Origin of the sequence: Arthrobacter sp. S39 (assembly GCF_004320525.1) — a bacterium.
Lineage (GTDB): Bacteria > Actinomycetota > Actinomycetes > Actinomycetales > Micrococcaceae > Arthrobacter.
Map to the genome: position 1 here is coordinate 676440 of NZ_SIHX01000001.1, position 24960 is coordinate 701399.

Sequence of the window (24960 nt, forward strand, 5' to 3'; positions counted from 1 at the left end):
GCCCGGAACCTTGAATCCTTCAACCCTCCCCACAACCCCCTCCCTGCAGGACAACCCCCGGCCTGAAGTCGCTGGACCTGACGCTCCCCGGCAATCCGCAAAAGGCCGCTTTGCCCGGCTTCCGCAGCTGGCCGGACGCAGCTTTGTTCCGCTGGGACTGTTCGCCCGCCTGCCTTTGGCCATGCTCACCGTCGGTACCCTGACCCTGGTGACCTCGGTCAGCGGCTCGTACGCCGTGGGCGGCACCGCAGCAGGTGCGGTCGGAATCGGCTCTGCCATTGGCGCACCTGTGCTTGGGGCCCTGGCCGACCGGAGGGGCCAGCGCCCGGTCCTCCTGATCGCAGCCGCCTTCAACGCCTTTGCTGTGCTCGTACTGATCGCCGCAGCCTACGCCATGACCCCGGCCGGGGCCTTCCCCGCGGCCCTGCTCGCCGCCGCGTTTGCCTCGGGGGCCAGCTGCCCGCAGGTGGGCCCGCTGGCACGGGTCCGGTGGATGGCATTGACGTCCCAAAGCCCGCAAAGCAGTGCGGCCGCCACCAACAAAGCTGCGAACAAACAGGACCTCGACACCGCACTGTCCTACGAGAGCACCGCGGACGAACTCACCTTTGTCCTGGGGCCTGCCCTGGTGGGAATCCTCGCCAGCCTCGTCGCGCCCTGGCTTCCCCTTGCCCTGGCCGCTGCCCTGACCATCACCCTTGTTCCCGCGTTTGCCGTCCACCGGACGCACCAGGCCGTGCCCATCCACCGCCGCGTTCCCGCCAGGCAGGACGGCGGGGCGAAGGCCATCCCAGCCAGGATTCCGTTGGCAGTGGCACTGCCGGTCCTGGCCATGGTCTGCATGGGCACCTTCTTTGGCGCGACCCAGACAGCGCTCAGCTCATTTTCGGCAGGCTTTGCCACCTCGGAAATTGCCGGCTTGCTGTATGCCGTGATGGGCGTGAGCTCCGCCGTCGCAGCATTGTCCGTGGCCTACTGGCCGCAGCGCCTCACGCTCTCAGCGCGGTGGCTGCTGGGTGCTGTGCTGATGGCGGCGCTGGCCTTTTTGCTGTTTGTCCCCACGACGGCGACGGGCATGGTGCTGGTGCTCCTGGTCCTGGGCATCCCGGTGGGCCCGGTCATGGTGACCGTCTTCGCGATCGGCGGCCACATCGCCCCCGCCGGCCGGCTGGGAACCGTGATGACGGCACTGGCCAGCGGCATTGTGGCCGGCACCGCCGCCGGTGCCGCGGTGGCCGGCCAGCTGGCGCAGGCGCACGGCTATTCGGGGGCGTTCCTGGTGCCGGTTGCCGCGGCGGCGGCCCTTGTCCTGCTGGGTGCCGCGTCCGCCGTCGTGCTCCGCCGGAAGCCGGCCTAAGCCGCCCGCCGCATCAGCGGCGGTCAGGCCAGCTGGCGTTCAATCCGGGCCGCGCTTTCGGCGAGGGCAGCGCCCACAGTGCCGGGATCATGCGCCGACCGGATGTAGACGACGGCGAGCGCGGCCGGGCGTCCACCGGGAACACGGACCGGGGCGGCCAGCGAGGACACGCCCGCGATGACCTCGTCATGGCTGGCGGAGTAGCCTGCGCGGCGGGCGTCGGCTGCCTCGGGCCGGTAGGGGATCCCCGGCGCCAGCTGCGCCCACTCCGCCTCGGTCAGCGCTGACTGAATGGCGATGCCGGGTGCTCCGGCACTGACGGGGTGCCGGGTGCCCGGGTGCTGGGCCACCGTCGCGCTGGAGTGCCGCGGTTCCACGGTCACCAGTGTGATGCAGTCGAGATGGTCCCACACGGCCACAAAGGCCGTCATGTCCAGGGTGTTGGCCAGGTGGGTGAGTTCAGGCAGTGCCGCGGTCTGGAGGTTGCGCGAGACGCCCCGGGCGAGGACCGCCAGACCGGGACCAGGCTGCACGCGGCCGGCGTCGTCCCGTACCAGCAGTGAGTGGTCCTCCAGTGTCCGCAGGATCCGGTACGCGACGGACCGGTGCACGCCCATGGCATCAGCAAGCTCGGCTATGGTCAGCGGGTTCTGGGCTGCGGCCAGGATTTCGAGCGCCCTGATGCCCCGCGAGAGGGTCTGCGACGGCGACGCCTGCGCGGGAGCTGCTCCCGCGGGGGCGGCGGCTGTGGGGTTCATGGTGTCCATCCTAAATGGCTGCGGCCAAGTGTCCGGCCGGCTCTTGTGCTGCCGCCCTCATCCGAGTAGCGTCCTATATAAGAATTACTAGTTCAAATATAGAACTCAATCCGAAAAGGGTCCAGCGCCGCGGCGATCACAGGCTCGATGTTGAGGATCAAGATGATTTCCGATTCACGGAACACGGCCGATCCGTCAGCCGCCCGCAGGACGTCGGCCCCGCGGTCGCACCATTTCCGCGGCAGCCTGGGCAGGTTCGCCACCGGAGTGGCCATCGTGACCTTCGACGGCGCCACCAGGCGCCACGGCATCACGGTCAACTCCTTCACCGCCGTATCCATGGATCCTCCCCTGGTCCTGGTCAGCATTGCCCGCAGCGCGAGGGCGCATGATGAGTTGGCGCGGCGGCCGTTCACGGTCAACATCCTGGGGGCTGAGCAACGGCAGCTGGCCCTGCATTTCGCCGGCCGTCCGGGACCGGAACCGTTGTGGGTTGAAGGCGGTACGGCGCCGCGGCTGTCAGGGGTCCTGGCCTGGTTCGAGTGCACGCCCTGGGCCGCCTACCCCGGTGGGGACCACACCCTCTACGTGGGCGAAGTGGCCGACTTCAATTACCGCAGCGGTGACGCGCTGGCCTTCGCGAACAGCAGCTTCACCATCATTCCGGAGAGCCAGTTGGGGATGGAGAACCTCCTCTGACCCTGCCCGCCGAAGGAAAGCATGTGGCAGTTCAACGACGACTGGAGAAATCACGATGGGCATCCGCACCGGCCAGCAGTATCTGGACAAGCTCAATTCCATGACGCCCCACGTGATGATCGACGGCGAAATGGTCACCGAAAGGATTGCCGACCACCCGTCCTTCGCCAACGTGGCACGCACGTACGCCCGGCTCTTTGACATGCAGCACGAACCCCGGCACGCCGCGGCGCTGACCTACGATTCGCCCACTACCGGTGACAAGGTCAGCGCATCCTTCCTGGTCCCGCGGACCAAAGAGGACCTGGCCCACCGCCGCGCTGCCACCAGGACCTGGGCGGAGTACTCCAACGGCTTCCTGGGCCGCACCGGGGACTACATGAACAGTGCCCTGACCGCGCTCGCCGCCGCGGAAAAGTGGTTCGGTCAGGTGGATCCGATGTTCGGTGAAAACATCCGCAGGTACTACGAGTACTGCCGCGAAAACGATCTCCTGGCCACCCACACCCTGATCCCGCCGCAGGCCAACCGCTCCGTGTCGGGATCCGAGCAGCTGGGCGGCCAGCTGTCTGCCCGCGTCGTTGAAGAGCGCGAAGACGGCATCGTGGTCCGTGGCGCACGGATGCTGGCCACCATCGCGCCGATAGCGGATGAGCTCCTGGTGTTCCCGTCCACCATCCTGCGCGGGACGCCCGAGGACGCCCCTTACTCGTACGCCTTCGCGGTCCCGAACGACGCCAAAGGCGTCCGGTACCTGTGCCGCACGTCGCTGCACCACGGCGGAGGCAGGCACGACGAACCGCTGGCCAGCCGCTTCGAGGAGATGGACGCCGTCGTCGTTTTTGACAATGCGTTCGTCCCCAATGAGCGGATCTTTATGCTCGGGCATCCGGAACTCTGCAACGTCTTCTACTCCGAAACCGGTGCCGCCGCACTCATGACCCACCAGGTGGTCACGCGCACCATCGCCAAGAGCGAGTTCTACCTGGGCCTTGCGTCCGAAATTGCGGACTCGATCGGCATCGATGGCTTCCAGCACATCCAGGAGGACCTCGCCGAGCTGATCCAGACGGTTGAGCTCGGCAAGGCGCTGATGACCGCTTCGGAAGCGGAGGCGGCACTGAACGACGACGGCGTGATGCTGCCCAAATGGTCCACCCTGAATGCCGCCCGGAACTGGTATCCCAAGGTTGCCCAGCGCTTCCCCCAGATCATCCGGAAGTTTTCCGCCTCCGGCCTGATGGCGCTTCCCGGCGAAGCCGACGTCGCCGGCGAGGCGCTGGACGACATCAAGCTGTACCTGCAGGCCAAGACGCTCACCGGCCCGGAACGCGTGAGGCTCTTCAAGCTGGCGTTTGATGCCAGTGTCTCCTCGTTCTCGGGACGGCAGGCGCTCTACGAGTACTTCTTCTTCGGCGATCCCGTCCGGATGGCCGGCGCCCTCGTCAGTTCCTACGACCGCGGGCCTGTCCGTGCCAGGGTCAGGGAGTTCCTGTCCCGGGACGATTGAGGCCTCCCTGCCGCGGCACCGGACCGAAAAATCCCAGCGGGCGTGTCCTCCCTCACATTTTCGTAGTACCCTACTAACTAACTGACCGTTCTGTCGGTAATCATGAAGGCGTTTCACCTGGCAGCACCCCTGCCTTAAACAATGGAGTTTCAATGACCACACCTTCTTTGGTGGATTCACTTGCCGGGCCCAGCACCCGGAGGGAAGAACGCAAGGTCCTGGCCGGGACCCTCGTAGGCACCACCATCGAGTGGTACGACTTCTTCATCTTTGCCCAGCTGACCGGGACGTTGCTGTCCCCGCTGTTCCTCACCCCGCTGCAGGCCTCGAACCCCGGACTGGCACAAATTCTCTCGTTTGCCCTGATCGGCATCAGCTTCCTGTTCCGCCCGCTGGGCGCCATTGTCGCCGGCCACCTCGGTGACCGCCTCGGGCGCAAGGCCATGCTGGTGTTCACCCTCCTCATGATGGGTGCCGCGACGGCGCTGATCGGCATGCTGCCCACCTACAACGACATCGGCGTCTGGGCACCCATCCTGCTGATCGCCCTCCGCATCGTCCAGGGCTTCTCCGCCGGCGGGGAATGGGGCGGTGCCGCGCTGATGGCGGTCGAACACGCACCCTTGAACAAGCGCGGCCTGTTCGGCGCGTACCCGCAGATTGGTGTTCCGGTGGGCATGATCCTGGCCACCGGGCTGCTGTTCTTCCTCAACAGCAGCATGTCCAAGGAGGACTTCGCCGCGTGGGGCTGGCGGGTTCCGTTCCTGCTGTCCATCGTGCTGATCGCGGTCGGATACCTGATCCGCCGCGCCGTGGCTGAGAGCCCGGTCTTCAAAGAGATGGCAGCCCGCAAGGAAGCCAGCAAGGCGCCCCTCGGCGAGCTCATCCGGAAGCACAAGAAGGCTGTCCTCTACTCCACCATGATCTTCATCGGCAACAACGCCGCCGGCTACCTGCTGATCGCGTTCTTCATCTCCTACGCCACCCGGACCCTGAAGATGCCTACCCCGCAGATCCTGCTGGCCACCACCCTGGCATCCTTCGGGTGGCTCATCTTCACCCTCGTCGGCGGCTGGCTGTCCGACAGGATCGGCCGGGTCAAGACCTTCCTGATCGGTTACGGCATCGTGTTTGCCTGGATGATCCCGATGTTCGCCCTGATCGACACCAAGGACATCCTGCTCTACGGCGTGGCACTGTTTGTCCTGACCATCGGGCTCGGCTTGTCCTACGGACCCATGTCCGCGATGTACGCCGAGATGTTCCCGGCCAACGTGCGCTACTCGGGCATCTCCATCGGCTACGCCTTCGGGGCCATCCTCGGCGGAGCCTTTGCGGCCACCATCGCGGAGTCGCTGCTGCAGAGCACCAAGTGGACCGGGTCGATCGGCATCTACATCATGATCCTGTGCGTGATCTCGGCCGCCGGCGTCCTGCTGGCCAAGGAAACCAAGGGCCGCCCGCTGGGAATCAGCCACCACTAGGGACCGGCCGGGCAACTGCGCGGAACCATAGACGACAGGCACGGACCCCTCGGTCCGTGCCTGGTCGCCGTTAACGTGCGGGTGAGCCGGTGCCTACTGGTCCAGCTGGCTGATGGCGTCCTCGTCCGTGAGCTGCTCAAAACGGCGGTAAAAGCTGCCCACGGCGCGGAACTTGCCCGGAAGGTGCAGGCAGAGGACGGCATCGCACACGGCGGCAACGGCGGCTTCAGCCTCCACTGAACCAACAGGCGCTGCCGCCACAACGCGGGCTGCACCGCCGGAACGGGCAGCTTCGACGGCTGCCCGCATGGTGGCTCCGGTTGCCAGGCCGTCGTCAACGAGCAGCACCGCTTTCCCCGTGAGGTCATGCCTGATGGCCGGGTACGTTTCCACCCGGCGGAGGAGCTCCGCGCGTTCCCTGTGCTCCACCTCATCCAGCCACTCCTGGCGGACGCCGTGTTCCAGGACGCGGGACATCAGGGGCCTGTTGAGCAGGCGTACAACGCGCCCGTTGGACCAGGCCAGGGCGCCATAGGCGGTCTCGTCGTGGCCGGGGATGCCCAGCTTCCGGACCAGGACTGCACCGAGCGGCAGGTACAGGGCCTTCGCCACGGCTGCGGCCACCGGGATCCCGCCGCGCGCCAGTCCCAGGACGATGGCGTCGGGACGTTCCCGGAACTGCGTCAGTACCGCGGCCAGACGCTCACCGGCATCCGTGCGGTCTTCAAAACGCGTGCTCATTGTTCCCTCTCCGGCTGAATCCGCCCCGCTTCCAGCCTACCTTCTGCCGCTGCCGTGCCGGGAAGCCGGCGCCTGTCCTGGACGGGGCTTCAGGGTCAGAAAAGGGCGGCGGTGACGGCCTCGGTGATCTCATGGATCACGGCCGTCCGCTGCGGGACATCGCTCAGGTCGGCGCCCTTTGTGTAGACCACCAGGACGTAGCTGCCTTCGGCGGAGGAGAGGATGGCGGCGTCGTGGAGTTCGTCGTCGAGGAGTCCATATTTGTGAAACACGGTCACGGTGTCCGGGACTGCGGCCGGAATGAGGTCTTCGTCGTTGGTGTCCTGCATGTAGGACAGCAGCTGTTCCGTATGCTCCTGGTTGAGTAGCCTGCCCTCGGACAGTTCCGCGAGGAGGTGGGCCATGTCGGCGGTGGAGAGCGTGTTCACCCCGGCGTCGTAGCTGATGCCGAGGGAAGCCGCGTAGTCCGAGAGCCGGGACAGGCCAACGGCGTCCATCAGCAGGCTCCATGAATCGTTGTTGCTGTCCTGGACCATCGCCTGGATCTGGAACCCCGAGGTGTAGGCGCCCAGCGGATTATCGAGCGATGCCGAACCGTCCTCCACCAGGCTGTAGTAAGCCGCAGCGGTCAGGATCTTCGCCGTGCTCGCTGCCTCGAACGGTTCCTCCACACCATATTGGTGCAGGTCCCCGCCGTCGGTATCCAGCAGGGCAACCCCCCCTGGTACTCGCCGTTGGCGCCGATGATGCCATTGATGGCTGTATCCAGGCCGGCATCAATCCGGGCAGTGCCGGCACGGGAGTCGGCGCCGGTTGCAGCGCGCGACGCCGATCCAGGCCAGGGCAGGACATGCGCCAGGGTGTAGGCGGCGGCGATGAGGACAATGGCGAGGAACCCTGCGGCGGCCACCAGGACGGAACGGCGGCGTAAGGCGGCCGGCGTGCGGCGGGCGCGCTGCTGGAGAGAATCGTGCATCTGCCGATCCAACCAACGGAACCTATGCGGGAGCTATGAAACCCCTGTCAGGCCACGGCCCGCCCGGGATCAGACCGCAAGGAAATTGATGGCGCCCTGCTTGAATGCCCTGCTGGTGATCGCGTTGGTGTGGTTGCGGCCCGGAAGCAGCAGCTGCTCGGGCATCGAGCCGGCCTTGGTGCCCAGTTCCGCCAGTTGCGGCATGGTGGCGGCCCGCTCGTCCTTGTCTCCTGCCACCAGGAGCATGGGCATGTGGGGGACGGCTTCGGCAGGATCGTATGGCTCGTCCTTGATTGCCTCAACCAGGGAAAGCAGCGCGAAGATATTGTTGCTGGGCAGCAGCATGGCCATCTTCAGGAGTCCGGCTGTGGACTCGTCGGCAATGGGAGTTCCGTCGGCGAGGTACCGCTGGGCTGCCACCAGGTCGAAGGCGGCCAGCGGGTCCGCGACGTTCGGGCCGCCGAGAACCAGCCGGTGGACAATTTCCGGCTGGGTGGCGCCGAATTCCCAGGCGAGCCGGGAGCCCAGCGAGTAGCCCACTACGTCGAGGCCGCTGGCCGGGTCGCCGTCGCGAAGTGGCCGGACGCCGGCGTCGAACACGATCTGGAGCAGGTCCGCGCGGATGCGGCTGGGGGAGTAGGAGTCCCTGTCCTCCGGGGCGCCGCTGCGGCCGTGGCCCGGCAGGTCCACGGTGATGACGCGCCGGCCGGCCTCCAGCAGGGCAGGCACCCAGCCGGTGTCCTCCCAGTTGAGCTTGCTCGAGGAGGAAAAGCCGTGGAGCAGCAGGACAGGCCGGAGTCCGGCGTCGGTCTGGGGATCGTGCACCTGCACGAACAGCTGGGGGTCGGTGCCCTCAACGGTGTGGGAATGGATCTCGCCGGTGTGCCTGCCGCTCATGGTGTCAGTCCTCATCAAGTACGGCGCCCAGGCGGACCCGGCACCTCGAACACGATCAGGGGATCGCCGACATTGATCCTGTCGCCTGCCCCACCGAAGGTACGCACCACTTTACCTGCCTGCGGACTGGGCGGTTCAACAGAGCGTTTGCTGGTTTCAACCTCCACCGGCGGCTGGTTCCGCTGAACTGGCTCTGCGCCAGTCCGCCCCAACTGGGTCGCAGTAAGTGTCGTTATGAGGGCTCATAACGACACTTACTGCGACCTACTTGGGCTGGCGCCCGCGGGACGTGAGCCGCGCACCGGTCCAGCACGCCGCAGCGAGGCAGGCAACCAGGGCGAAGGTGCTGAGCAGCTGGATGCGGCTGCTTTCGGCGCTGAAGCCGACGGCGAAGATCAGGCCCAGCAGCACCAGGCCGAGGATTGTCAGCCCCGGATAGCCCTTCATCCTCAATGGCAGGGCAATTCCGTCCCGGTCTGCCCGGCGGCGCAGGATGAGTTGCGAGACGAGGGCCGTGCCCCACACCACCAGGCAGGTGGAGCCCACCAGCTGGAAGAGTGCCGGCAGGATCCGCTCCGGGAACAGCAGTTCCAGGACCGTGGCAGCAAAACCAAAGGCGACCGAAACACCGACGGCGAGCAGGGGCACGCTCGCCCCGCTCAGCCGCGACAGGAAGCGCGGCGCCTCGGCGCGCTCGGACAGCGAGTACACCATCCGGGAGGCGCCGTAGAGGTTTGCATTCAGGGCGGAGAGAAGCGCGACGACGGCGACAAGGGTGATTGCCGTACCGGCACCCGGGATCCGGGCGGCGTCGAGGACTCCTGCGAACGGCGACGCGAGGCCTTCCGAGGTGGCCGGCAGTACCGCAGCAATAACAAAGACCGAGCCGATGTAGAAGACCAGGATCCGCCACACGACGGTCTTGATGGCCTTGCCAACGCTGTGTTCAGGGTCCTCGGTCTCGGCCGCGGCCACGGAAACGATCTCGGTGCCTCCAAAGGCGAAGATCACCACAAACAGGGCGGTGGCAACCCCGCCGAGGCCTGCCGGGGCGAAGTCTTCGGTGATGTTGGACAGTCCCGGCGACGCGACGTCGGGAAGGAGTCCCAGCAGCAGGGCGGCGCCTACCGCGAGGAAGAGGACGATGGCGGCGACTTTGAGGATAGCGAACCAGAACTCGAACTCGCCGAAGTTCCTGACCCCGGCCAGGTTGATGGCGGTGAAGACCACCATGAAGACGAGGGCGAGGGCCCAGACGGGGACGACGGGCCAGACGGAGAACAGCAGTCCCGCCGCGCCCAGGGCTTCGGCGGCGATCACCACGACGAGCTGCAGCCACCACAGCCAGCCCACTGTGGCGCCGGCGGTCTTCCCCAGGGCACGTTCGGCGTACACCGAGAACGCGCCGCTGGTGGGGTTGGCTGCGGCCATTTCGCCCAGCGCCCACATCACCAGGATGATGAGCGTTCCAGCCACCAGGTACGAAACCAGCACGGCCGGCCCGGCGGCCTGCACTCCGGCGCCGGAGCCCAGGAAGAGCCCGGCGCCAATAGCGCTTCCCAGCCCCATCATGGTGAGCTGGCGCGGTTTCATGCTGTGGCCGAGGTGGGTTTCCGGCCGTACGTACGTGGACTTCGTTGTCATGCCTTTGAACCTTCTTGGGGTGTTGGTAGTTGTCCTCGTGGGACCACTCGAATTTACCGCTTCGGCAACCGGCGCCCAAGCTGGGATGGTCCCGCGGGCCTCCTTGGTGGTTGAACGCGCAGTCAGCATGTCCGCGGGGGACCCCGGCCGGCGTCGCAGGAAAAGAAACATTTTGATTCGGGACTGGCGGGGCTTAGAATTAGTTTTGGTCAATGTGACTTTAACTAATCAGGGAGAGCGGGGTGGTCATCGTGTACACCAGTGCAGCCAATGTGGCGGAGCGCCGCAGCGCGCCGCCGTCGCTCGCGATCTCCACGGTCATTTTTGCCCTGCGCCCCAGTGAAAAGTCCGGCCGCCCCACGCTGTGGATCCCGCTGGTCCGCCGCATCCGTGAACCGTACAAGGGCCTGTGGGCGCTCCCCGGGGGACCCCTGACCCATGCCGAATCCCTCCAGGATGCGGCGTCGCGCAACCTGCAGGAAACCACGGGCCTGGCGCCCAGCTACCTGGAACAGCTCTACGCGTTTGGCGGCCTGCACCGTTCGCCCAGCCAGCGTGTTGTCTCCATCGTCTACTGGGCGCTGGTGCAGCCCACCGAGGCCGCCCTCGCCGACGAATCAGAGAACGTCACGTGGTTCCGGGCCGACCGCGTCGGTGACCTGGCCTTCGACCACAACGCGATCGTTGACTACGCCCTGTGGCGGCTGCGGAACAAGCTGGCGTACGGCTCCATCGCTTACCACTTCCTGGGCGAGTACTTCACCCTGGCCCAGGTCAGGGAAGTCTACGAAGCCGTCCTGGACCGCCAGTTGGACCCCGCGAATTTTCGCCGGCAGATCACCTCCACACCGGAGATTGAAGAAACCGGCGAATACCTCCAGGGCGGGAAGCACCGCCCGCCCCGCCTCTACCGCTTCACCGGCCGCCCCGGCCTTGACCCAGATAACAGGAGCACACCATGAGCAGCGTCAACACAGCCATCCAGCTGATCACGCGCGAACAGGCCGAAAACGCGGCTGCAGGCAAAGCAGCAGCCACGTGCAGCCCGGCGCTGGCCAAGGGCCCCTGGGACTACGACCTCGCCGAAGCACTCGCCGGCGTTCCCGCCTACGGCCCGGGTGCGTCCAGCGCCGATGTTGCTCCGGCAGCCACGCCCCGCCAGGGGCAGCTGCCGGAGGAATACAAACTGGCCAGCGACGCCGAACTGGACCGGCGGATCCGCGCGGCGAAGGACGTCCTGGGGGAGCGTGCCGTGATCCTGGGCCACTTCTACCAGCGAGACGAGGTCATCCAATACGCCGACTTCGTGGGCGACTCCTTCCAGCTGGCCAACGCCGCACTGACAAAGCCCGATGCGGAAGCCATCATCTTCTGCGGTGTCCACTTCATGGCCGAGACCGCGGACATCCTGTCACGGCCCGAGCAGGCCGTGATCCTGCCGAACCTGGCCGCGGGCTGCTCCATGGCGGACATGGCCGACACGGACTCCGTTGAAGAGTGCTGGGAACAGCTGGAAGAGATCTACGGCACCGAGCCCGACGCCGACGGCCGGGTTCCGGTCATCCCCGTCACCTACATGAATTCCTCCGCAGCCCTGAAGGCTTTCTGCGGCGAGCATGGCGGCATCGTCTGCACGTCCTCCAACGCCAAGACCGTCCTGGAGTGGGCCTTCGAACGCGGCCAGCGCGTCCTGTTCTTCCCGGACCAGCACCTGGGCCGCAACACCGCCAAGGCCATGGGCGTGCCCCTGGAGCAGATGCCCATGTGGAATCCCCGCAAGGAGCTAGGCGGCAACGACGAACAGGCCCTGCTGGATTCCCGCGTGATTCTCTGGCACGGATTCTGCTCGGTCCACAAGCGGTTCAACGTGGCCCAGATCGAGAAGGCCCGCGCCGACTTCCCCGGCGTCAACGTGATCGTGCACCCCGAATGCCCCATGGAAGTGGTGGACGCGGCGGACTCCGCAGGGTCCACCGACTTCATCAAAAAGGCCATCGCCGCCGCCACTGAACCCACAACGTTCGCCATCGGCACGGAAATCAACATGGTCAACCGGCTCGCCGCCGAATACCCCCAGCACACCATCTTCTGCCTGGACCCGGTGATCTGCCCCTGCTCCACGATGTACCGGATCCACCCCGGCTACCTCGCCTGGGTGCTGGAGGAGCTGGTGGCAGGCCGCGTGGTCAACCGCATCACCGTCGCGGACGCCGTGCAGGCGAATGCCAGGACAGCGCTCGAGCGCATGCTCGCCGCAAGGCCGTAATGACCGCCGTCCCAGCCGTCGGACAGACCCGTGCCGCTGCTGACCGCAGCGCATCCGCTCAGCGGCTCATCGTCGTCGGAAGCGGCATAGCCGGCCTCTACGCCGCCCTCCTGGCGGCGGAGGCGGGCGCCGATGTGGTGGTGCTGACCAAGGGCGCGCTCGCGGACAGCAACACGTTCTACGCGCAGGGCGGGATCTCGGCCGTGCTGGACGAACCCGCGCCGGGCGACACCGTGGCTGCCCACATCGCAGACACCCTCGCCGCGGGTGCCGGGCACTGCAACTACGAGGCCGTCCGCGTGCTCTGCACCGAGGCGCGCCACGACATCGCCGGCCTGGTGCGGTTTGGTGTTCATTTTGACCAGGACCACGACGGCGGGCCCGCCCTCGGCCTGGAGGCCGCCCATTCCGCGCCGCGCATCCTCCACGCCGGCGGCGATGCCACCGGAGCGGGCGTAGTCCACGCCCTGGTCAGCGCCGTGCTGTCGCAGCAGGCAGCAGGAAAGATCCGGCTGATCGGGCATGCCCTGGCCACAGGACTGGTGAAATCCGGTGACAGGGTGACCGGTGTCAGGTACACCCACGGCGGCCGCAGCCTGGGCATCCACGGGGATGCCGTGCTGCTGGCCACGGGCGGCGCCGGCCAGCTGTTCGCCCAGACCACCAACCCGGCCGTGGCCACCGCTGACGGACTCGCCCTCGCGTGGCGTGCCGGTGCCGCCGTCGCCGACCTTGAATTCTTCCAGTTCCACCCCACCTGCCTGGTGCCCGCCACGACGCAGGCCGCTTCCGATGCCGACCCGCTGCTGATCTCGGAGGCTGTCCGCGGTGAGGGCGCCATCCTGCTGGACTCCCGGGGCCGGCGCTTTATGCCCGAATACCATCCGGACGCCGAGCTGGCGCCCCGCGACGTCGTGTCCCGCAGCATCGCCCTCCACCTGGCCAAGCTCGGCGACCCCAACGGCCACGTCTACCTCGACGCAACCGTCATCGAGGCTGCCAAGGGCGCAGGTTTCCTGGCGCGCCGGTTCCCGACCCTCAGCGCCAGGACCCGTGCGGCCGGCCTCGACTGGACCCGCGGGCTGGTGCCCGTCGCCCCGGCCGCCCACTACTGGATGGGCGGCGTCGCCACCGACCTCCACGCCAGAACTTCCGTCCCCGGGCTCTACGCCGCCGGCGAAGTCGCCTGCACCGGCGTCCAGGGGGCGAACCGGCTCGCCAGCAACTCACTCCTTGAAGGTCTTGTTTTTGGCCGGCGCGCTGTCGAAGCGTTCCTCGCAGCTGAGGCGGGTTGGGTGTCGTCCGACGCTGTTCCTCCGCTCGCTGTCTCGGCCGCTGGCGGCCTCCCCTTGACGCTCGCTTCCGGAACACCCTCGGCCGACGACCGACGGCCCACCATGGGTGCCGCGCCAACAACTAAGCCCGCCGACGCGTCCGAGTTGGGGACTGTTGCACCGGGCCCCTTCTCCCGCGACGCTTTGCGGCGCTTGATGACTGCCAAGGCCGGGGTGCTTCGGAACGGGGTGCTTTTGGGGGAGGCGGGGGCTGTGCTTGAGGCGTGGTCCGGCGTCGTCCGTCCTGGGCTGGTTCCTGATGAGGGGGACCCGCGCCGGTACGAAGATGCCAACCTGCTGCTGGCGGCCCGGCTGCTGGTGGCTGCGGCCCGGGAGCGTACCGAATCGCTGGGCGCCCACTACCGGAGCGACAGCCCGGCCGAAACCGCCGGCATCCACGAAGAATTTGAAGAGACCTGCCTAACCCGCCCGAAAGCGAGCCTTGTCCATGACTGAATCCACCGTGTTTGACCTGGCCCTCCCCACGGCGCCTGTGCGGGAGATCCTGGAGCGGGCGTTCGCCGAGGACGCCCCCGCCGGTGACATCACCTCACAGCTGCTCATCCCGGCTGAGGCCAGGGCGACGGCGGTCCTGAACGCGCGCGTCCCCGGCGTCTTCAGCGGCGCCACGGTCTTCCGGGACGCCATGCTGCTCATTGACCCGGACACCGACGTGGAGCTGCTGGTGGCCGACGGTGAGGCGTTCGACGCCGGCACGCACCTCGCACGCGTCAGCGGCCGGGCACGCTCTGTCCTGCTGGCCGAACGCGTCGCCCTCAACCTGGTGCAGCGCATGTCCGCCATTGCCACCAAGACGGCAGAATTCGTGAAGCTCACCGAGGGCACCGCCGCACGGATCACCGACACGCGGAAGACCACTCCAGGGCTGCGGGTCCTGGAACGCTTTGCCGTCCGTTGCGGGGGAGGGGCGAACCACCGGTACAGCCTGTCCGACGCCGTGCTGGCCAAGGACAACCACCTGGCAGTGATGACCGGCGGCGACCCCGCCAAACTCACCGGCCTCCTGGCGGCAGCCAAGGCGCAGCTGGGCCACACCACGCATTTTGAGGTGGAAGTGGACAGCATCGACCAGATCGAACCCGTGCTCGCCGCGGGGGTGGACACCATCATGCTGGACAACTTCACCCTGGAGGAGCTCCGGACCGGCGTGGCACTGGTGGGTGGACGCGCCCGCGTGGAGGCCAGCGGCAACGTCAACCTGCAGACCGTGGCCGGAATCGCCGCCACCGGTGTAGACGTCATATCCATCGGCGGGCTGACCCACAGCGTCGCGGCACTGGACCTGGGCCTGGACGTTGAGCTGAGCGTCGGATGAGCGCACCGTGATTTTCCTTGACGCCGCGGCCACCACCCCCGTCCGCCGGGAGGTGCTGGATGCGATGTGGCCCTACCTGACCGGCGAATTCGGCAACCCGTCGAGCCATCATTCCCTGGGCGAAGCCGCCGCCGCTGCGCTCGCCGACGCACGTGCCGCCGTCGCAAACGTGCTGGGCTGCAGGGCAGGCGAGGTGACCTTCACCTCGGGCGGCACCGAGGCCGACAACCTTGCCGTGAAGGGCATTGCCCTGGCGCGGCAGGCCGCCGATCCGCGGCTTAACCGTGTGGTGGTCAGCGCCATCGAACACCCCGCCGTGGAGGAATCGGCACGCTACCTTGAACGGTTCCACGGGTTCGCCGTGGACGTCGTTCCCGTTGACGGGACGGGGCTGGTGACGCCGGAGGCACTCGCCGCCGTGCTCCGCCCGGAGACCGCCCTGGTCAGCGTGATGTACGCCAACAATGAAGTGGGCACCGTCCAGCCCGTCGCCGAACTGGCTGCGCTGGCCCGGGCGCAGGGCATCCCGTTCCACACGGACGCCGTCCAGGCCGCAGGCTGGCTGCCTCTGGACGTCAAGGCGCTCGGCGTGGACGCACTGAGCATTTCCGGCCACAAGCTCGGGGCGCCCAAGGGCTGCGGCGTACTTTACGTCCGCGGACGGACCCGGATCGAACCCCTGGTCCACGGCGGCGGACAGGAACGCGGCCGCCGCTCGGGCACCGAGAACGTCGCCGGAGCCGTTGGCCTGGCCACCGCCCTCACCCTGGCCCAACGGGACCAGGCCGGCTCGGGCGCCCGGGTGGCGGCGCTGCGTAACAGCTTCACGGCGGCGGTGCTCGGCGGCGTGCCCGGGGCCGTCCTGACCGGCCACCCCACTGACCGGCTGCCCTCCGTGGCGTCCTTCTGCTTTCCCGGCACCAGCGGGGAATCTGTTCTTCTTGAACTTGAACGGCAAGGAGTGGTGTGCTCCAGCGGTTCGGCCTGCGCGGCCGGCTCGGACGCACCCTCACCGGTCCTGACCGCGCTCGGCATCCCCGCCGAGGTGGCGCAGACGGCGGTGCGGTTCAGCTTTGATTCATCCGTCGGTGCCGCGGACCTGGACGCCGCTGCCCAGGCCGTGCTGGCCGCCGTCGCGAGCGTCCGGACCCTCGGCCGGGCATAGCGGGCCCCGTTGTCCTAGATGTGCCGGGCGCGGCGGAAGATCCAGTGCCGGAGCATGGTGAACCGGACGGCCGTGGCCAGGAAACCGGACAGCGTGGTGGTCCAGAGCTCGTCGGCAACACTGGCGTCGGGCTTCAGCCAGTGCAGGATGCCCAGGCTGCTGCCGGTGATGACCAGGGCTACGGCGATCACCAGCAGCCCATGCAGGTGGTCCCGGGCCATCCGGTGCTGCCCTGAGATCTTGAACGTGAGCCTGCGGTTCAGGGCGGTGTTCAGGAATGACGTCACAACCAGTGCCGCCGCATTGGCCAGCTGCGGACCCAGCCAGGGGCGAAGCAACGCGTAGAGCCCCAGCGATGCGGCGGTACAGACGATGCCCACGCCGGTGAAGCGGATGAGCTGGCGGACCACCGGGAACTTCAGGATCCCGCGGTGGTGCCGGGTGGATGGTGCCCGGCGGCCTTGGTGGACGCCTGGCTGCTGCGTCAGCTGTTCGGCGGGCGCAGCAGGGGAATCCATGGGTCAAGCCTGACACATCAGGCCGCGGATCCCTCCCAGGACGCTGCCTTCACCGGGTTGGTGAGTTCGCCGATGCCCTCCACACGGCAGGTGACCGTATCGCCGGGGCCGATGGGCGCACACTCGGCCGGGAATCCGGTCAGGACCAGGTCCCCGGGGTGCAGGGTCATGAAGGACGTGAGATAGACCAGGATTTCGTCCACGTTCCAGCCCAGGTCCGCGCTGCTGGCAGGCGCCAGCGCAGTACCGTTGTGGACGATGCCGATGGCCAGGTCTGTGACATCGAGCGTCGTGACGATCCACGGCCCGGCAGGCGTGAACGTGTCCTGGCTCTTCGCGCTGATCCACAGCTCGTCCGACTTCTGCAGGTCCCGGGAGGTCACATCGTTTCCGATGGTGAATCCCAGCACCGCGCTGCGCGCAGTGTCCGGAGTCAGGCCCCGGGCCTTCCGACCGATCACGATGGCCAGTTCCGCTTCCGGGTCAACCTGGCCGGCGTCTGACCCCAGCTCAATGGCGTCGCCCGGCCCGATCACGCTGGTGGCGGCCTTGTGGAATGCCTGGGGCGGGAGGGCTCGGCCGGCCTCGCCCGTGTTGTGGGCCATGCCCAGGACGTTGGCCGGGACGCTGGGGGCAAGGAACTCGAAGCTTCGCTGGTGCACGCTGTCGCCCGGCGTCCAGCCGGCGCGGGCAGGGCTCGCGGCGTTGGCCCGGGATCCGGGGAAGGGCGTGTCCACCACGGTCCAAGTGGTGCCGGCGTCACTGGCGAAGTCGGCGGCACTGTTGGCCACAAAGAACTGTTCCCCGGGCGCCGCGGGGGAGACGGGACGGACACGGGCAAGGCGGAGCGGGGTGGTCATAGGTTTTCCTTCAGGACGTGCGACGGCGGCGGGGGCCCGGTTGCCGGGCGGTCAGTACAGTTCGCCGGCAGGGATCTCGACGGCGAGACGGTTCGAGGGGCCGGCCAGCGGGCACGCCCAGGCCTCGTTGTAGGCGCAGGAGGGGTTGTACGCGAAGTTGAAGTCAAGCACGAATTCGGCGCCGGGACCGGTGCCGTGCACGCCATGGAAGGCGCCCTTGATCGTGTCGATCAGGTAGCGTCCGGCACCGTAGCTGCCACCTGGCTGCCCGGCCGTTGCATCCCGGAACGGCACAAAGATGCCGCCGCCGTACCCCTGGAGCTTCCAGACGGCGAGCTGCCCCATCTCCGGAAGGTCGAAGGTACCGAGGCGGACGAAGTTGACCACGCCGTCGGTGGCGGTTTCCACCGACATTTCCCGTCCCGCGCCTTCCCCGGTCAGCGGCACATGGAAGCGGTAGATGGGATCGTAGTCAGCGGTCCTGAGACCGGAAAAACGCGCTTTGTCCTGGCTGGTCAGCGCAGACGCGGGATGGGTGGCGAACATCCGGTCGCGCTCGTGCCGCCAATAGGAATGGGCCTCCGCGGGGCTCTCCACCGAAATTTTCCGGACCATCTCATAGAGGGAAAACGTCCGCAGGCGCCAATCCGCAATGTCGATGGCGGAGATGTCCGCCAGGCTGTCGTCCGCCACGCCATACTGCTCTTCCGCCATAGCCACCAGCCTAGCCCCTCGGAGCGCGCTTACCTTGCGGCGGCGGCGCCCGGCGCTACGCTGGCTGCATGACGCGCAAGACAGCAGTGCTGGGGTTCCGGATCATGGCCGTGCTCGTGTGCGGAGGCGTGGCCTCCGGCTGCAGCGCCCAAGGTCAGGCCGAACCGTCCTGGACCGCGCAGCCGGACGCCACTGCGTCAACCGCTGCCCCGACGGGGACGGCCACGGCGTCGGCGGATCCGGCGGCGTCCGGCGGCCAGGGTTCGCCGACGCCAGGTGCGGGGGCCACATCGGCTGCGTGGAAGACTTTCTCGGACCCCGGCAAGACGGTGAGCTTCGACCTGCCGGAGGAATGGATCGCCCAGTCCGTGACGCCCGAGGAAGGGACGATGGCAGGTGCGCTGAAGGTCGAGGTAAAGAAGCCGGATGGAACCGTCATTGCCTCGCTGCGGACGGGACTGCCGCCGTCGGCTCCGGAATGTGCGGAGGCGGCGCGCAGGCCCTACACCGTGATCAGCAGCGTGCCCGTGGACCTTCCGGCACTTGCAGGAGAGGGAACCATCGCCCCGCATGTCGTGTTCAGGGTGATCCAGGGCTACCGGTACTTCGGGTCCTTCGGCATTACCAACATCGTGGGCGGCGCCGACGGACAGGCGTGCGAACTGCGCAACGTGGTCCGCGGCCCGGCCGGCAAGGGTGACTACTCCTTCGGGGACCTCCCGGCGCTCAAGGCGTTCGCGCCGGATGAAAAGGTGGCTCCCGCCAAGGCCTTTGACACCTTGGACCAGGCTGCGAAGTATGTGGACGAGGGCACCGAATTCGCCAACGTCCAACGGATGCTAATGTCTCTGGAGATCAAGAACTAGTCCTGCTGCCGGCCCACCCCCTGCCGGGCGAGAGCGGAGACTGGCAAACCACTTCCCACCCCGGAGATCAATGGACCGCTCTGTTTCCGCCCGCCTGGTTTTCAGGACCGTTGCCGACACCAAGGTTGCGCTGGCCATTTCCGTGGCCAGGAACCCCGGTTACTCCTCGTTTGAGGAATCCTTGTCGGTAACGGTGGAAGGCGCGCAGGTTCCGCTGACTGAATTGTCGGACCACCATGGGGGCCGGATCCACTACATGGAGTTCCCGGACCCTGCCGAGGTGACGGTCGACTATTCGGCGTCGGTGGCCGGACAGGCCGTCCCCGAAGAGGCACCGCTGGCGGAACTTATCCGCTACGTCCGCCCCAGCCGGTACGCCGAGTCGGACCGGCTCCTGCCCACGGCCTATGCGGAATTCGGCGGGCTCCATGGCGAAGAGCTGCTGCATGCCGTGCGGAACTGGGTCTACGGCGAGCTGAGGTACATCAGCGGATCCTCGCGGGGCACCGACGGGGCAGTGGATACCCTCCTGCACCGCCGCGGCGTCTGCCGCGACTTCGCCCACCTTGCCATCGCGCTGCTCCGGTCCAAGGACATCCCCGCGCGGCTGACGGCCGTCTACGCGCCGGGACTGAGCCCGATGGATTTCCACGCCGTGGCCGAAGCCCACGTCAACGGGGCCTGGCACGTCATCGACCCCACGGGGCTCGCCCCGCGGGAGTCGATGCTGAGGATCACGGCCGGCCGCGACTCGGCCGATACCGCCTTCCTCTCCACCGTCGGCGGAAGCCTCACCCTCCACCAGATGCGCGTCACCGCCGTTGTGAACGGCAACCTGCCCGCTGAGGACCCGGCCAAGCTCGTCGTGCTGCGCTAGTCCGGGCGACTCTCTGCGCCGGGCCGCTTAGTGGCGTGCGCCCACGGAATTCCGAAGCTTCTCGGTCAGCCGCCTCAGTTCCTTCTGCTCAGCCGCCGTCAGCGCCGGACCCAGGAGCCCTGAGATATCCCGGACGTGCTCGCGGCCGATGTCCTTTTGCAGCTCGGCGCCGGCGTCGGTCAGCTTCAGCAGCACCCCGCGGCCGTCCTCGGGGGCCGCCATCCGCGCCACCAGTCCCCGCTTTTCGAGCCGCTCCACCAGCCGGCTGAGGCTGGACTGGCTCAGCAGGACATGGTCGTTGAGCTCATTCAGCCGCAGCCAGCCAGACGGGCAGCGGGAGAGCGTGAACAGGACGTCGTACTCGTTCAGTGCCACCTTCTTGAAGGCAGGCCCTGCCTGGAGCTTCCGCATCACCGCCACCTGGGCCCGGAACAGGGACTCCCAGGTCTCCGCGGCAAGCCGTACCGGTGATTCGCCGTCGCTGGCCATCACGCCTCCGACGGGGTTGTTTCGGCACTCTGCGCAGCCAGCAGCGCCGCGACCCGGCCTGCGTGGGTGGGCGGGTCCGGAACGTGCGCGGGCTTCAGTGCCGCGTACTCCTTGCGCAGGACCGGCAGGACTTCCTCGCCGAACAGGTCCAGCTGTTCCAGCACGGTCTTCAGCGGCAGGCCGGCGTGGTCGATCAGGAACAGCTGGCGCTGGTAGTCGCCGAAGTACTCGCGGAACGTCAGGGTCTTTTCGATGACCTCCTGCGGGCTGCCCACGGTGAGCGGGGTCTGCGAGGTGAAGTCCTCCAGCGACGGGCCGTGGCCGTAGACCGGGGCGTTGTCGAAGTAGGGCCGGAACTCCTTGACCGCGTCCTGGGAGTTTTTCCGCATAAAGAACTGGCCGCCGAGCCCCACGATCGCCTGGTCCGCCGTGCCGTGGCCGTAGTGCTCGTAGCGTTCGCGGTAGAGCCCGATCAGCTGCTGGTAGTGCTCCTTGGGCCAGAAGATGTTGTTCGCGAAGAAGCCGTCGCCGTAGTAGGCGGCCACTTCGGCGATCTGCGGCGTGCGGATGGAACCGTGCCAGACAAAGGGGGCGACGCCGTCGAGCGGGCGGGGCGTGGAGGTGAAGTTCTGCAGCGGGGTCCGGAACTTGCCGGACCAGTTCACGGTGTCCTCGTCCCACAGCCGGCGCAGCAGGCTGTAGTTCTCGATGGCCAGCTCCACGCCGTCCTGGATGTTCTTGCCGAACCAGGGGTAGACGGGCGCCGTGTTGCCGCGGCCCAGAACCAGGTCCACGCGACCATCGGACAGGTGCTGGAGCATCGCGAAGTCCTCCGCGATCTTCACCGGATCATTTGTGGTGATCAGCGTCGTGGCGGTGGACAACGTGATTCGCTCGGTCTGCGCCGCGATGTAGGCGAGGGTGGTGGTGGGGGAGGACGAGAAGAACGGGCGGTTGTGGTGCTCGCCGATTGCGTAGACGTCCATGCCGATTTCCTCGACCTTTTTGGCGATCGCCACGGAGGCCTTGATGCGCTCGTTCTCCGTGGGGGTCTGTCCCGTGGTGGGGTCCGTGGTGATGTCGCTGACGCTGAATACGCCGATCTGCATGATGTGCCTTCCGTTCTGGCTGTCCGTGGTGGGATTACCACCACTATACCCGATTTAGATGCATATGCATCTATCGACGGATACAACGCCTCCCGGGCCGGATTATTCCCGTTCGTTTAGCCCGGCTCGCCCGGTGCGGCGCGGCGGCCGCTGACCTTGGGGACCTTGCCGGTGGTCCAGTCGCGGAACTCGTCGTCGACGTCGTTGGCGGGACCCAGTTCAGGGCGCTCGTGCAGCGCCCTGAGCAGGGCCTTCCTCTCGCGGCGCCCCTCCACCAGGCGGTAAAGGACCGGGACCAGGACCAGCGTGAGGGCCGTTGAGGAGACCAGCCCGCCGATCACGACGACGGCCAGCGGCTGGGAGATGAACCCGCCACCGCCTGTCAGGCCCAGCGCCATCGGCGTCAGCGCGAACACGGTGGCCAGTGCGGTCATCAGGATGGGCCGCAGGCGCTGGCGCGCACCGTGCGTGATGGCGTCCGCCACCGGCATCGCCGCCCTGCCGTCGCCGGGCTTCCGGTACTGGTTGATCAGGTCGATGAGCACAATGGCGTTGGTCACCACAATTCCCACCAGCATCAGCATGCCGATCAGCGACGGCAGGCCCAGCGGCACGCCGGTCACCAGGAGCAGCGCGACGGCCCCGGTGGCCGCGAACGGGACGGACACCAGCAGGATCAGCGGCTGGACAAGGGATTTGAAGGTGGCCACCATGATCACGTACACAATGGCTATGGCGGCCAGCAGGGCCAGACCCAGCTGCCGGAAGGACTCTGCCTGCTGCGTGGTGGCCCCGCCCAGGGTGGCCGTGACCCCGGCAGGCAGCTGGACATCGTCCAGCCGGGACTGGACTTCGGCGCTCACGGCGCCAAGGTTGGAGCCCGACGGCGTGAGGGAGACTTTCGCGGTCCGCTGCCCGTTGCTGGCCGTGATGGAGATCGGGACCTCCACCTGCTCGACGTCGGCAATGGTGCCGAGAGTGGCCCGTCCACCCGGCAGCGGGATGTTCCGCACAGCCTCAACACTGGTGAACCGGGTTCCCTCCCCGATCTGGACCGGGAAGTCGTCGGTTTCGATCCGGACCGTCCCGGCGGGGACCGGACTGATCGTTGCGGCGAGCACACCGGCCACCTGCTGCTCGTTCAGTCCGGCGGCCACGGCCTTGGCCCGGTCAACCTTGACCTGGACAACGTTCTGGCTGGCTGCAAGGTTTGTGGCCACCTCGCTGGTGCCGGGCACGCCGCCCATTGCGTCCACCATCGCATCGCTGGCGGTGCGGAGGTCGGCGGAGGTGGCGGCCCGCAGGGTGATGTCCACCGTGGACGAGGTGCCGAAGCCGCCCTGCTGCGTGCCCACGGAGATCTTGCCGGCGTCGGGGATGCCGGAAAGTTCTGTGCGGACTTTTTCCTGGAGCTCTGCCTGGTCCGCTTTTTCGTCCGTGACCACGGTGAAGGTCGAATTGGAAGCCCCTGAGGATATCAGCGCGGCGAAGCCCGCCTGGGCGTTGCCGGACGTGACCTGGACGGTCTTGATGCCGTCGATGCTGCGCAGCACCCCTTCCACCCGGACGGCGGCGGCGCTGGTTTCGGCCAGGCTGGTGCCGCCCGGCAGGACCTGGCGCACGGTGAGGCTGTTCTGCCCGGACTGGCCCAGCAGGTCTGTGGCCAATAACGGGGTCATGGCGCCGGTGGCGGCCAGCACCAGCCCGGCGGCAATCAGCGTCACCACGGGATGCTTCTGGGTCTTGGTCAGGATGGGGAGGTAGCCCCGCTGCAGCAGGCTCTTCTGCTCGGCTTCCAGTGCCCTGGCCCGCACGGCCGCGGCGGCCTCGCGGGCGGCAGCGGACCCGGGGGCAGCGGCCGACGGGGACTTCAGGAACCAGTACGCCAGCACGGGAACAATGGTCAGCGACACCAGCAGGGATGCCAGCAGCGCCATGGTGACAGTGAGCGCGAACGGGCGGAAAAGCTCGCCGGCGAGTTCGCCAACGAACGCGATGGGCAGGAACACGGCCACCGTGGTCAGAGTGGAGGCGGTAATCGCCCCGGCTACTTCCCGGATGGCCGTCAGGATGGCGGTGACCTTGTCCTCCCCGTAGGCGAGGTGCCGCTTGATGTTCTCGATCACCACAATCGAGTCGTCCACCACGCGGCCGATGGCGATGGTCAGTGCCCCCAGCGTCAGGATGTTCAGGGAGTAGCCGGTCGCGGACAGTCCGATGAACGTGATGAGGAGCGACAGGGGGATGGACACCGCCGTCACCAGCGTGGAGCGGGACGACATGAGGAACACCAGGATCACCGCCACGGCGAAGCCCAGGCCCAGCAGGCCCTCGGTGGTCAGGTCCTTGATGGATTTCTCGATGAAGGGTGCCTGGTCGAAGACCGGCGTGAACGTGGCGTTGGAGCCTAATTCGGCTTCAAGGTCGCCGATGATGCCGGTTACGGCGTGGGAGATGGCCACCGTGTCGCCCTCGGGCTTTTTGGTGACGGAAACCGCCAGTGTTTCCTTGCCGTCGGTGCGGGAGATGGAGGTGCGTTCGTCATCCTTGAGCGAGACGTCCGCCACGGAGCCGATGGTGGAAGGCTGCTTCGTGCCGGCCAGCGGCAGGGCCCGGACGGCGTCGAGGGAGTCCACCGGACTGCCGATCTGGAGCGAGAGGATCTTGCCGTCCTCTTCGATGGTTCCGGCCGGGATCAGGGCCCCGTTATTCGACAGTGCGTCCCGGATCGCAGTAACGGTTGCCCCGCTGGACGCCATGGCGTCAGCCCTTGGCAGGATCTGGATGTGCTGGGTGGCGCCGCCGGTCACATCGGCGCTGCGGACGCCGTCGATTTTCTGCAGCCGGGGGATGCTGAGCCGCTGCAGGTCAGCATTAAGTTCGCTCAGCGATTTGTCCGAGGAGACCGCCAGGAACAGGATGGGGAAATCGCTGATGCTGCCGGCGATGGCCTGCGGCTGGACGTCTTCCGGCAGCTGGCGTTTGGCATTGGAGATGGCCCGGTCAATCTGGTTCCGCGCCCGGTCCAGGTTGGAGCCGTACGTGAACGTCATCGAGATCTGTGAGACGCCCGTGCGGGATGTTGACGACGTCGATTCCAGCCCTTCGACGCCGTTCAGCGCCTTCTCCAGCGGCTCGCTGACCTGCTTGTCCACCACCTCCGGCGAAGCGCCGGGCATCGCTGACAACACGGTGATCTGCGGGAACTCGATGGAGGGTATCAGTTCCTGCTTCAGCGAGGACATGGTGATCACCCCGAACACCGACGCGAAGACGGTGATCAGGGCGATCAGTGCCCTGTTTGCCAGTGAAAGTTGTGCCAGCCGGAACATCGCTTGGTCTCCTGACGGGGTTGGCGGA

General features: G+C 67.3%; 24 protein-coding genes. 11 read left to right on the forward strand and 13 right to left on the reverse strand.

Annotation, left to right across the window (positions count from 1 at the left end; translation table 11 throughout):
* Nucleotides 1–43 precede the first annotated feature (43 nt).
* A complete protein-coding gene (locus EYS21_RS03200) occupies nucleotides 44–1357 on the forward strand; it encodes an MFS transporter (protein WP_242633278.1) in 1314 nt (437 codons plus the stop codon).
* Between the two features lie 23 nt (nucleotides 1358–1380).
* On the opposite strand, the gene EYS21_RS03205 is transcribed toward EYS21_RS03200, so the two are convergent.
* Nucleotides 1381–2115 carry an IclR family transcriptional regulator gene (locus tag EYS21_RS03205; protein WP_131131725.1) on the reverse strand — a complete coding sequence of 245 codons (735 nt, stop codon included), beginning with the start codon at nucleotides 2113–2115 and terminating at the stop codon, nucleotides 1381–1383.
* A 162-nt stretch (nucleotides 2116–2277) separates the two neighbouring features.
* Here EYS21_RS03205 and EYS21_RS03210 point away from each other — a divergent pair, with 162 nt between their 5' ends.
* From EYS21_RS03210 to EYS21_RS03220, 3 genes are all read left to right on the forward strand, one after another.
* Complete coding sequence (locus tag EYS21_RS03210; protein ID WP_131131726.1) at nucleotides 2278–2814, forward strand: flavin reductase family protein; 537 nt, start codon at nucleotides 2278–2280, stop codon at nucleotides 2812–2814.
* Nucleotides 2815–2869: 55 nt separating this feature from the next.
* Nucleotides 2870–4324, forward strand: a complete 1455-nt coding sequence (hpaB, locus tag EYS21_RS03215; RefSeq protein WP_131131727.1) for a 4-hydroxyphenylacetate 3-monooxygenase, oxygenase component — start codon at nucleotides 2870–2872, stop codon at nucleotides 4322–4324.
* 152 nt (nucleotides 4325–4476) lie between these two features.
* Nucleotides 4477–5808 carry an MFS transporter gene (locus EYS21_RS03220; protein WP_131131728.1) on the forward strand — a complete coding sequence of 444 codons (1332 nt, stop codon included), beginning with the start codon at nucleotides 4477–4479 and terminating at the stop codon, nucleotides 5806–5808.
* A gap of 93 nt (nucleotides 5809–5901) precedes the next feature.
* Here the strand turns inward: EYS21_RS03220 and EYS21_RS03225 are convergent, their stop codons facing one another.
* The 6 genes from EYS21_RS03225 to EYS21_RS03245 form a co-directional block, all read right to left on the reverse strand.
* Nucleotides 5902–6549 carry a phosphoribosyltransferase family protein gene (locus tag EYS21_RS03225; protein WP_131131729.1) on the reverse strand — a complete coding sequence of 216 codons (648 nt, stop codon included), beginning with the start codon at nucleotides 6547–6549 and terminating at the stop codon, nucleotides 5902–5904.
* Between the two features lie 95 nt (nucleotides 6550–6644).
* The gene (locus EYS21_RS03230; protein ID WP_242633251.1) at nucleotides 6645–7220 is read right to left on the reverse strand and encodes a serine hydrolase; all 576 of its coding nucleotides are present in this window, start codon (nucleotides 7218–7220) and stop codon (nucleotides 6645–6647) included.
* Complete coding sequence (locus tag EYS21_RS23635; RefSeq protein ID WP_242633252.1) at nucleotides 7178–7525, reverse strand: hypothetical protein; 348 nt, start codon at nucleotides 7523–7525, stop codon at nucleotides 7178–7180. Before EYS21_RS23635 ends, EYS21_RS03230 begins: the two co-directional genes overlap by 43 nt.
* 69 nt (nucleotides 7526–7594) lie before the next feature.
* Nucleotides 7595–8422: an alpha/beta fold hydrolase gene (locus tag EYS21_RS03235; RefSeq protein WP_131131730.1), complete on the reverse strand. Its 828-nt coding sequence runs from the start codon at nucleotides 8420–8422 to the stop codon at nucleotides 7595–7597.
* Between the two features lie 14 nt (nucleotides 8423–8436).
* Complete coding sequence (locus EYS21_RS03240; RefSeq protein WP_278184707.1) at nucleotides 8437–8634, reverse strand: biotin/lipoyl-containing protein; 198 nt, start codon at nucleotides 8632–8634, stop codon at nucleotides 8437–8439.
* Between the two features lie 52 nt (nucleotides 8635–8686).
* Complete coding sequence (locus tag EYS21_RS03245; RefSeq protein WP_131131731.1) at nucleotides 8687–10066, reverse strand: amino acid permease; 1380 nt, start codon at nucleotides 10064–10066, stop codon at nucleotides 8687–8689.
* 242 nt (nucleotides 10067–10308) lie between these two features.
* Here EYS21_RS03245 and EYS21_RS03250 point away from each other — a divergent pair, with 242 nt between their 5' ends.
* The 5 genes from EYS21_RS03250 to EYS21_RS03270 are packed head-to-tail and all read left to right on the forward strand — an operon-like array spanning nucleotide 10309 to nucleotide 16167.
* Nucleotides 10309–11028: an NUDIX domain-containing protein gene (locus EYS21_RS03250; RefSeq protein ID WP_131131732.1), complete on the forward strand. Its 720-nt coding sequence runs from the start codon at nucleotides 10309–10311 to the stop codon at nucleotides 11026–11028.
* Nucleotides 11025–12332 carry a quinolinate synthase NadA gene (gene nadA, locus EYS21_RS03255; RefSeq protein WP_131131733.1) on the forward strand — a complete coding sequence of 436 codons (1308 nt, stop codon included), beginning with the start codon at nucleotides 11025–11027 and terminating at the stop codon, nucleotides 12330–12332. The genes EYS21_RS03250 and nadA overlap by 4 nt, the downstream gene beginning before the upstream one ends.
* On the forward strand, nucleotides 12332–14122 hold the full coding sequence (gene nadB, locus EYS21_RS03260) for an L-aspartate oxidase (RefSeq protein WP_131131734.1): 1791 nt from the start codon (nucleotides 12332–12334) through the stop codon (nucleotides 14120–14122). Before nadA ends, nadB begins: the two co-directional genes overlap by 1 nt.
* Nucleotides 14115–15002, forward strand: a complete 888-nt coding sequence (gene nadC, locus EYS21_RS03265) for a carboxylating nicotinate-nucleotide diphosphorylase (RefSeq protein WP_242633254.1) — start codon at nucleotides 14115–14117, stop codon at nucleotides 15000–15002. Before nadB ends, nadC begins: the two co-directional genes overlap by 8 nt.
* Before the next feature lie 7 nt (nucleotides 15003–15009).
* Nucleotides 15010–16167 carry a cysteine desulfurase family protein gene (locus tag EYS21_RS03270; RefSeq protein ID WP_131131735.1) on the forward strand — a complete coding sequence of 386 codons (1158 nt, stop codon included), beginning with the start codon at nucleotides 15010–15012 and terminating at the stop codon, nucleotides 16165–16167.
* A gap of 14 nt (nucleotides 16168–16181) precedes the next feature.
* On the opposite strand, the gene EYS21_RS03275 is transcribed toward EYS21_RS03270, so the two are convergent.
* From EYS21_RS03275 to EYS21_RS03285, 3 genes are read right to left on the reverse strand one after another with little or no spacing between them, the layout of a single operon-like run.
* Nucleotides 16182–16685, reverse strand: coding sequence for a GtrA family protein (locus tag EYS21_RS03275; RefSeq protein WP_131131736.1), 504 nt, complete (start codon nucleotides 16683–16685; stop codon nucleotides 16182–16184).
* Between the two features lie 17 nt (nucleotides 16686–16702).
* Nucleotides 16703–17545, reverse strand: a complete 843-nt coding sequence (locus tag EYS21_RS03280) for a fumarylacetoacetate hydrolase family protein (protein ID WP_131131737.1) — start codon at nucleotides 17543–17545, stop codon at nucleotides 16703–16705.
* A gap of 51 nt (nucleotides 17546–17596) precedes the next feature.
* Nucleotides 17597–18259: a DUF1684 domain-containing protein gene (locus tag EYS21_RS03285; protein WP_131131738.1), complete on the reverse strand. Its 663-nt coding sequence runs from the start codon at nucleotides 18257–18259 to the stop codon at nucleotides 17597–17599.
* A gap of 68 nt (nucleotides 18260–18327) precedes the next feature.
* Between EYS21_RS03285 and EYS21_RS03290 the strand changes: the two genes are divergently transcribed.
* Entirely contained in the window at nucleotides 18328–19125 is a 798-nt protein-coding gene (locus tag EYS21_RS03290) for a hypothetical protein (RefSeq protein ID WP_242633255.1), read from the forward strand.
* Nucleotides 19126–19195: 70 nt separating this feature from the next.
* Complete coding sequence (locus EYS21_RS03295) at nucleotides 19196–20002, forward strand: transglutaminase family protein (protein WP_131131739.1); 807 nt, start codon at nucleotides 19196–19198, stop codon at nucleotides 20000–20002.
* A 27-nt stretch (nucleotides 20003–20029) separates the two neighbouring features.
* On the opposite strand, the gene EYS21_RS03300 is transcribed toward EYS21_RS03295, so the two are convergent.
* The 3 genes from EYS21_RS03300 to EYS21_RS03310 all read right to left on the reverse strand — a co-directional run bounded on the left by EYS21_RS03300 (nucleotide 20030) and on the right by EYS21_RS03310 (nucleotide 24932).
* Complete coding sequence (locus EYS21_RS03300; RefSeq protein WP_131131740.1) at nucleotides 20030–20491, reverse strand: MarR family winged helix-turn-helix transcriptional regulator; 462 nt, start codon at nucleotides 20489–20491, stop codon at nucleotides 20030–20032.
* Nucleotides 20491–21600, reverse strand: a complete 1110-nt coding sequence (locus EYS21_RS03305) for an LLM class flavin-dependent oxidoreductase (protein ID WP_131131741.1) — start codon at nucleotides 21598–21600, stop codon at nucleotides 20491–20493. The genes EYS21_RS03300 and EYS21_RS03305 overlap by 1 nt, the downstream gene beginning before the upstream one ends.
* Before the next feature lie 116 nt (nucleotides 21601–21716).
* Complete coding sequence (locus tag EYS21_RS03310; RefSeq protein ID WP_131131742.1) at nucleotides 21717–24932, reverse strand: efflux RND transporter permease subunit; 3216 nt, start codon at nucleotides 24930–24932, stop codon at nucleotides 21717–21719.
* Nucleotides 24933–24960 lie beyond the last annotated feature (28 nt).

Excerpts from the sequence above, each read along its gene's own strand:
- EYS21_RS03210 (WP_131131726.1), top strand. The coding sequence starts at position 2,278 with ATGATTTCCGATTCACGGAACACGGCCGATCCGTCAGCCGCCCGCAGG.
- EYS21_RS03275 (WP_131131736.1), bottom strand. The coding sequence starts at position 16,685 with ATGGATTCCCCTGCTGCGCCCGCCGAACAGCTGACGCAGCAGCCAGGC.
- EYS21_RS03285 (WP_131131738.1), bottom strand. The coding sequence starts at position 18,259 with ATGGCGGAAGAGCAGTATGGCGTGGCGGACGACAGCCTGGCGGACATC.
- EYS21_RS03295 (WP_131131739.1), top strand. The coding sequence starts at position 19,196 with ATGGACCGCTCTGTTTCCGCCCGCCTGGTTTTCAGGACCGTTGCCGAC.
- EYS21_RS23635 (WP_242633252.1), bottom strand. The coding sequence starts at position 7,525 with ATGCACGATTCTCTCCAGCAGCGCGCCCGCCGCACGCCGGCCGCCTTA.
- EYS21_RS03220 (WP_131131728.1), top strand. The coding sequence starts at position 4,477 with ATGACCACACCTTCTTTGGTGGATTCACTTGCCGGGCCCAGCACCCGG.
- EYS21_RS03280 (WP_131131737.1), bottom strand. The coding sequence starts at position 17,545 with ATGACCACCCCGCTCCGCCTTGCCCGTGTCCGTCCCGTCTCCCCCGCG.
- hpaB (WP_131131727.1), top strand. The coding sequence starts at position 2,870 with ATGGGCATCCGCACCGGCCAGCAGTATCTGGACAAGCTCAATTCCATG.
- EYS21_RS03235 (WP_131131730.1), bottom strand. The coding sequence starts at position 8,422 with ATGAGCGGCAGGCACACCGGCGAGATCCATTCCCACACCGTTGAGGGC.
- EYS21_RS03205 (WP_131131725.1), bottom strand. The coding sequence starts at position 2,115 with ATGAACCCCACAGCCGCCGCCCCCGCGGGAGCAGCTCCCGCGCAGGCG.
- nadA (WP_131131733.1), top strand. The coding sequence starts at position 11,025 with ATGAGCAGCGTCAACACAGCCATCCAGCTGATCACGCGCGAACAGGCC.
- EYS21_RS03300 (WP_131131740.1), bottom strand. The coding sequence starts at position 20,491 with ATGGCCAGCGACGGCGAATCACCGGTACGGCTTGCCGCGGAGACCTGG.
- EYS21_RS03225 (WP_131131729.1), bottom strand. The coding sequence starts at position 6,549 with ATGAGCACGCGTTTTGAAGACCGCACGGATGCCGGTGAGCGTCTGGCC.
- EYS21_RS03245 (WP_131131731.1), bottom strand. The coding sequence starts at position 10,066 with ATGACAACGAAGTCCACGTACGTACGGCCGGAAACCCACCTCGGCCAC.
- nadC (WP_242633254.1), top strand. The coding sequence starts at position 14,115 with ATGACTGAATCCACCGTGTTTGACCTGGCCCTCCCCACGGCGCCTGTG.
- nadB (WP_131131734.1), top strand. The coding sequence starts at position 12,332 with ATGACCGCCGTCCCAGCCGTCGGACAGACCCGTGCCGCTGCTGACCGC.
- EYS21_RS03305 (WP_131131741.1), bottom strand. The coding sequence starts at position 21,600 with ATGCAGATCGGCGTATTCAGCGTCAGCGACATCACCACGGACCCCACC.
- EYS21_RS03310 (WP_131131742.1), bottom strand. The coding sequence starts at position 24,932 with ATGTTCCGGCTGGCACAACTTTCACTGGCAAACAGGGCACTGATCGCC.
- EYS21_RS03290 (WP_242633255.1), top strand. The coding sequence starts at position 18,328 with ATGACGCGCAAGACAGCAGTGCTGGGGTTCCGGATCATGGCCGTGCTC.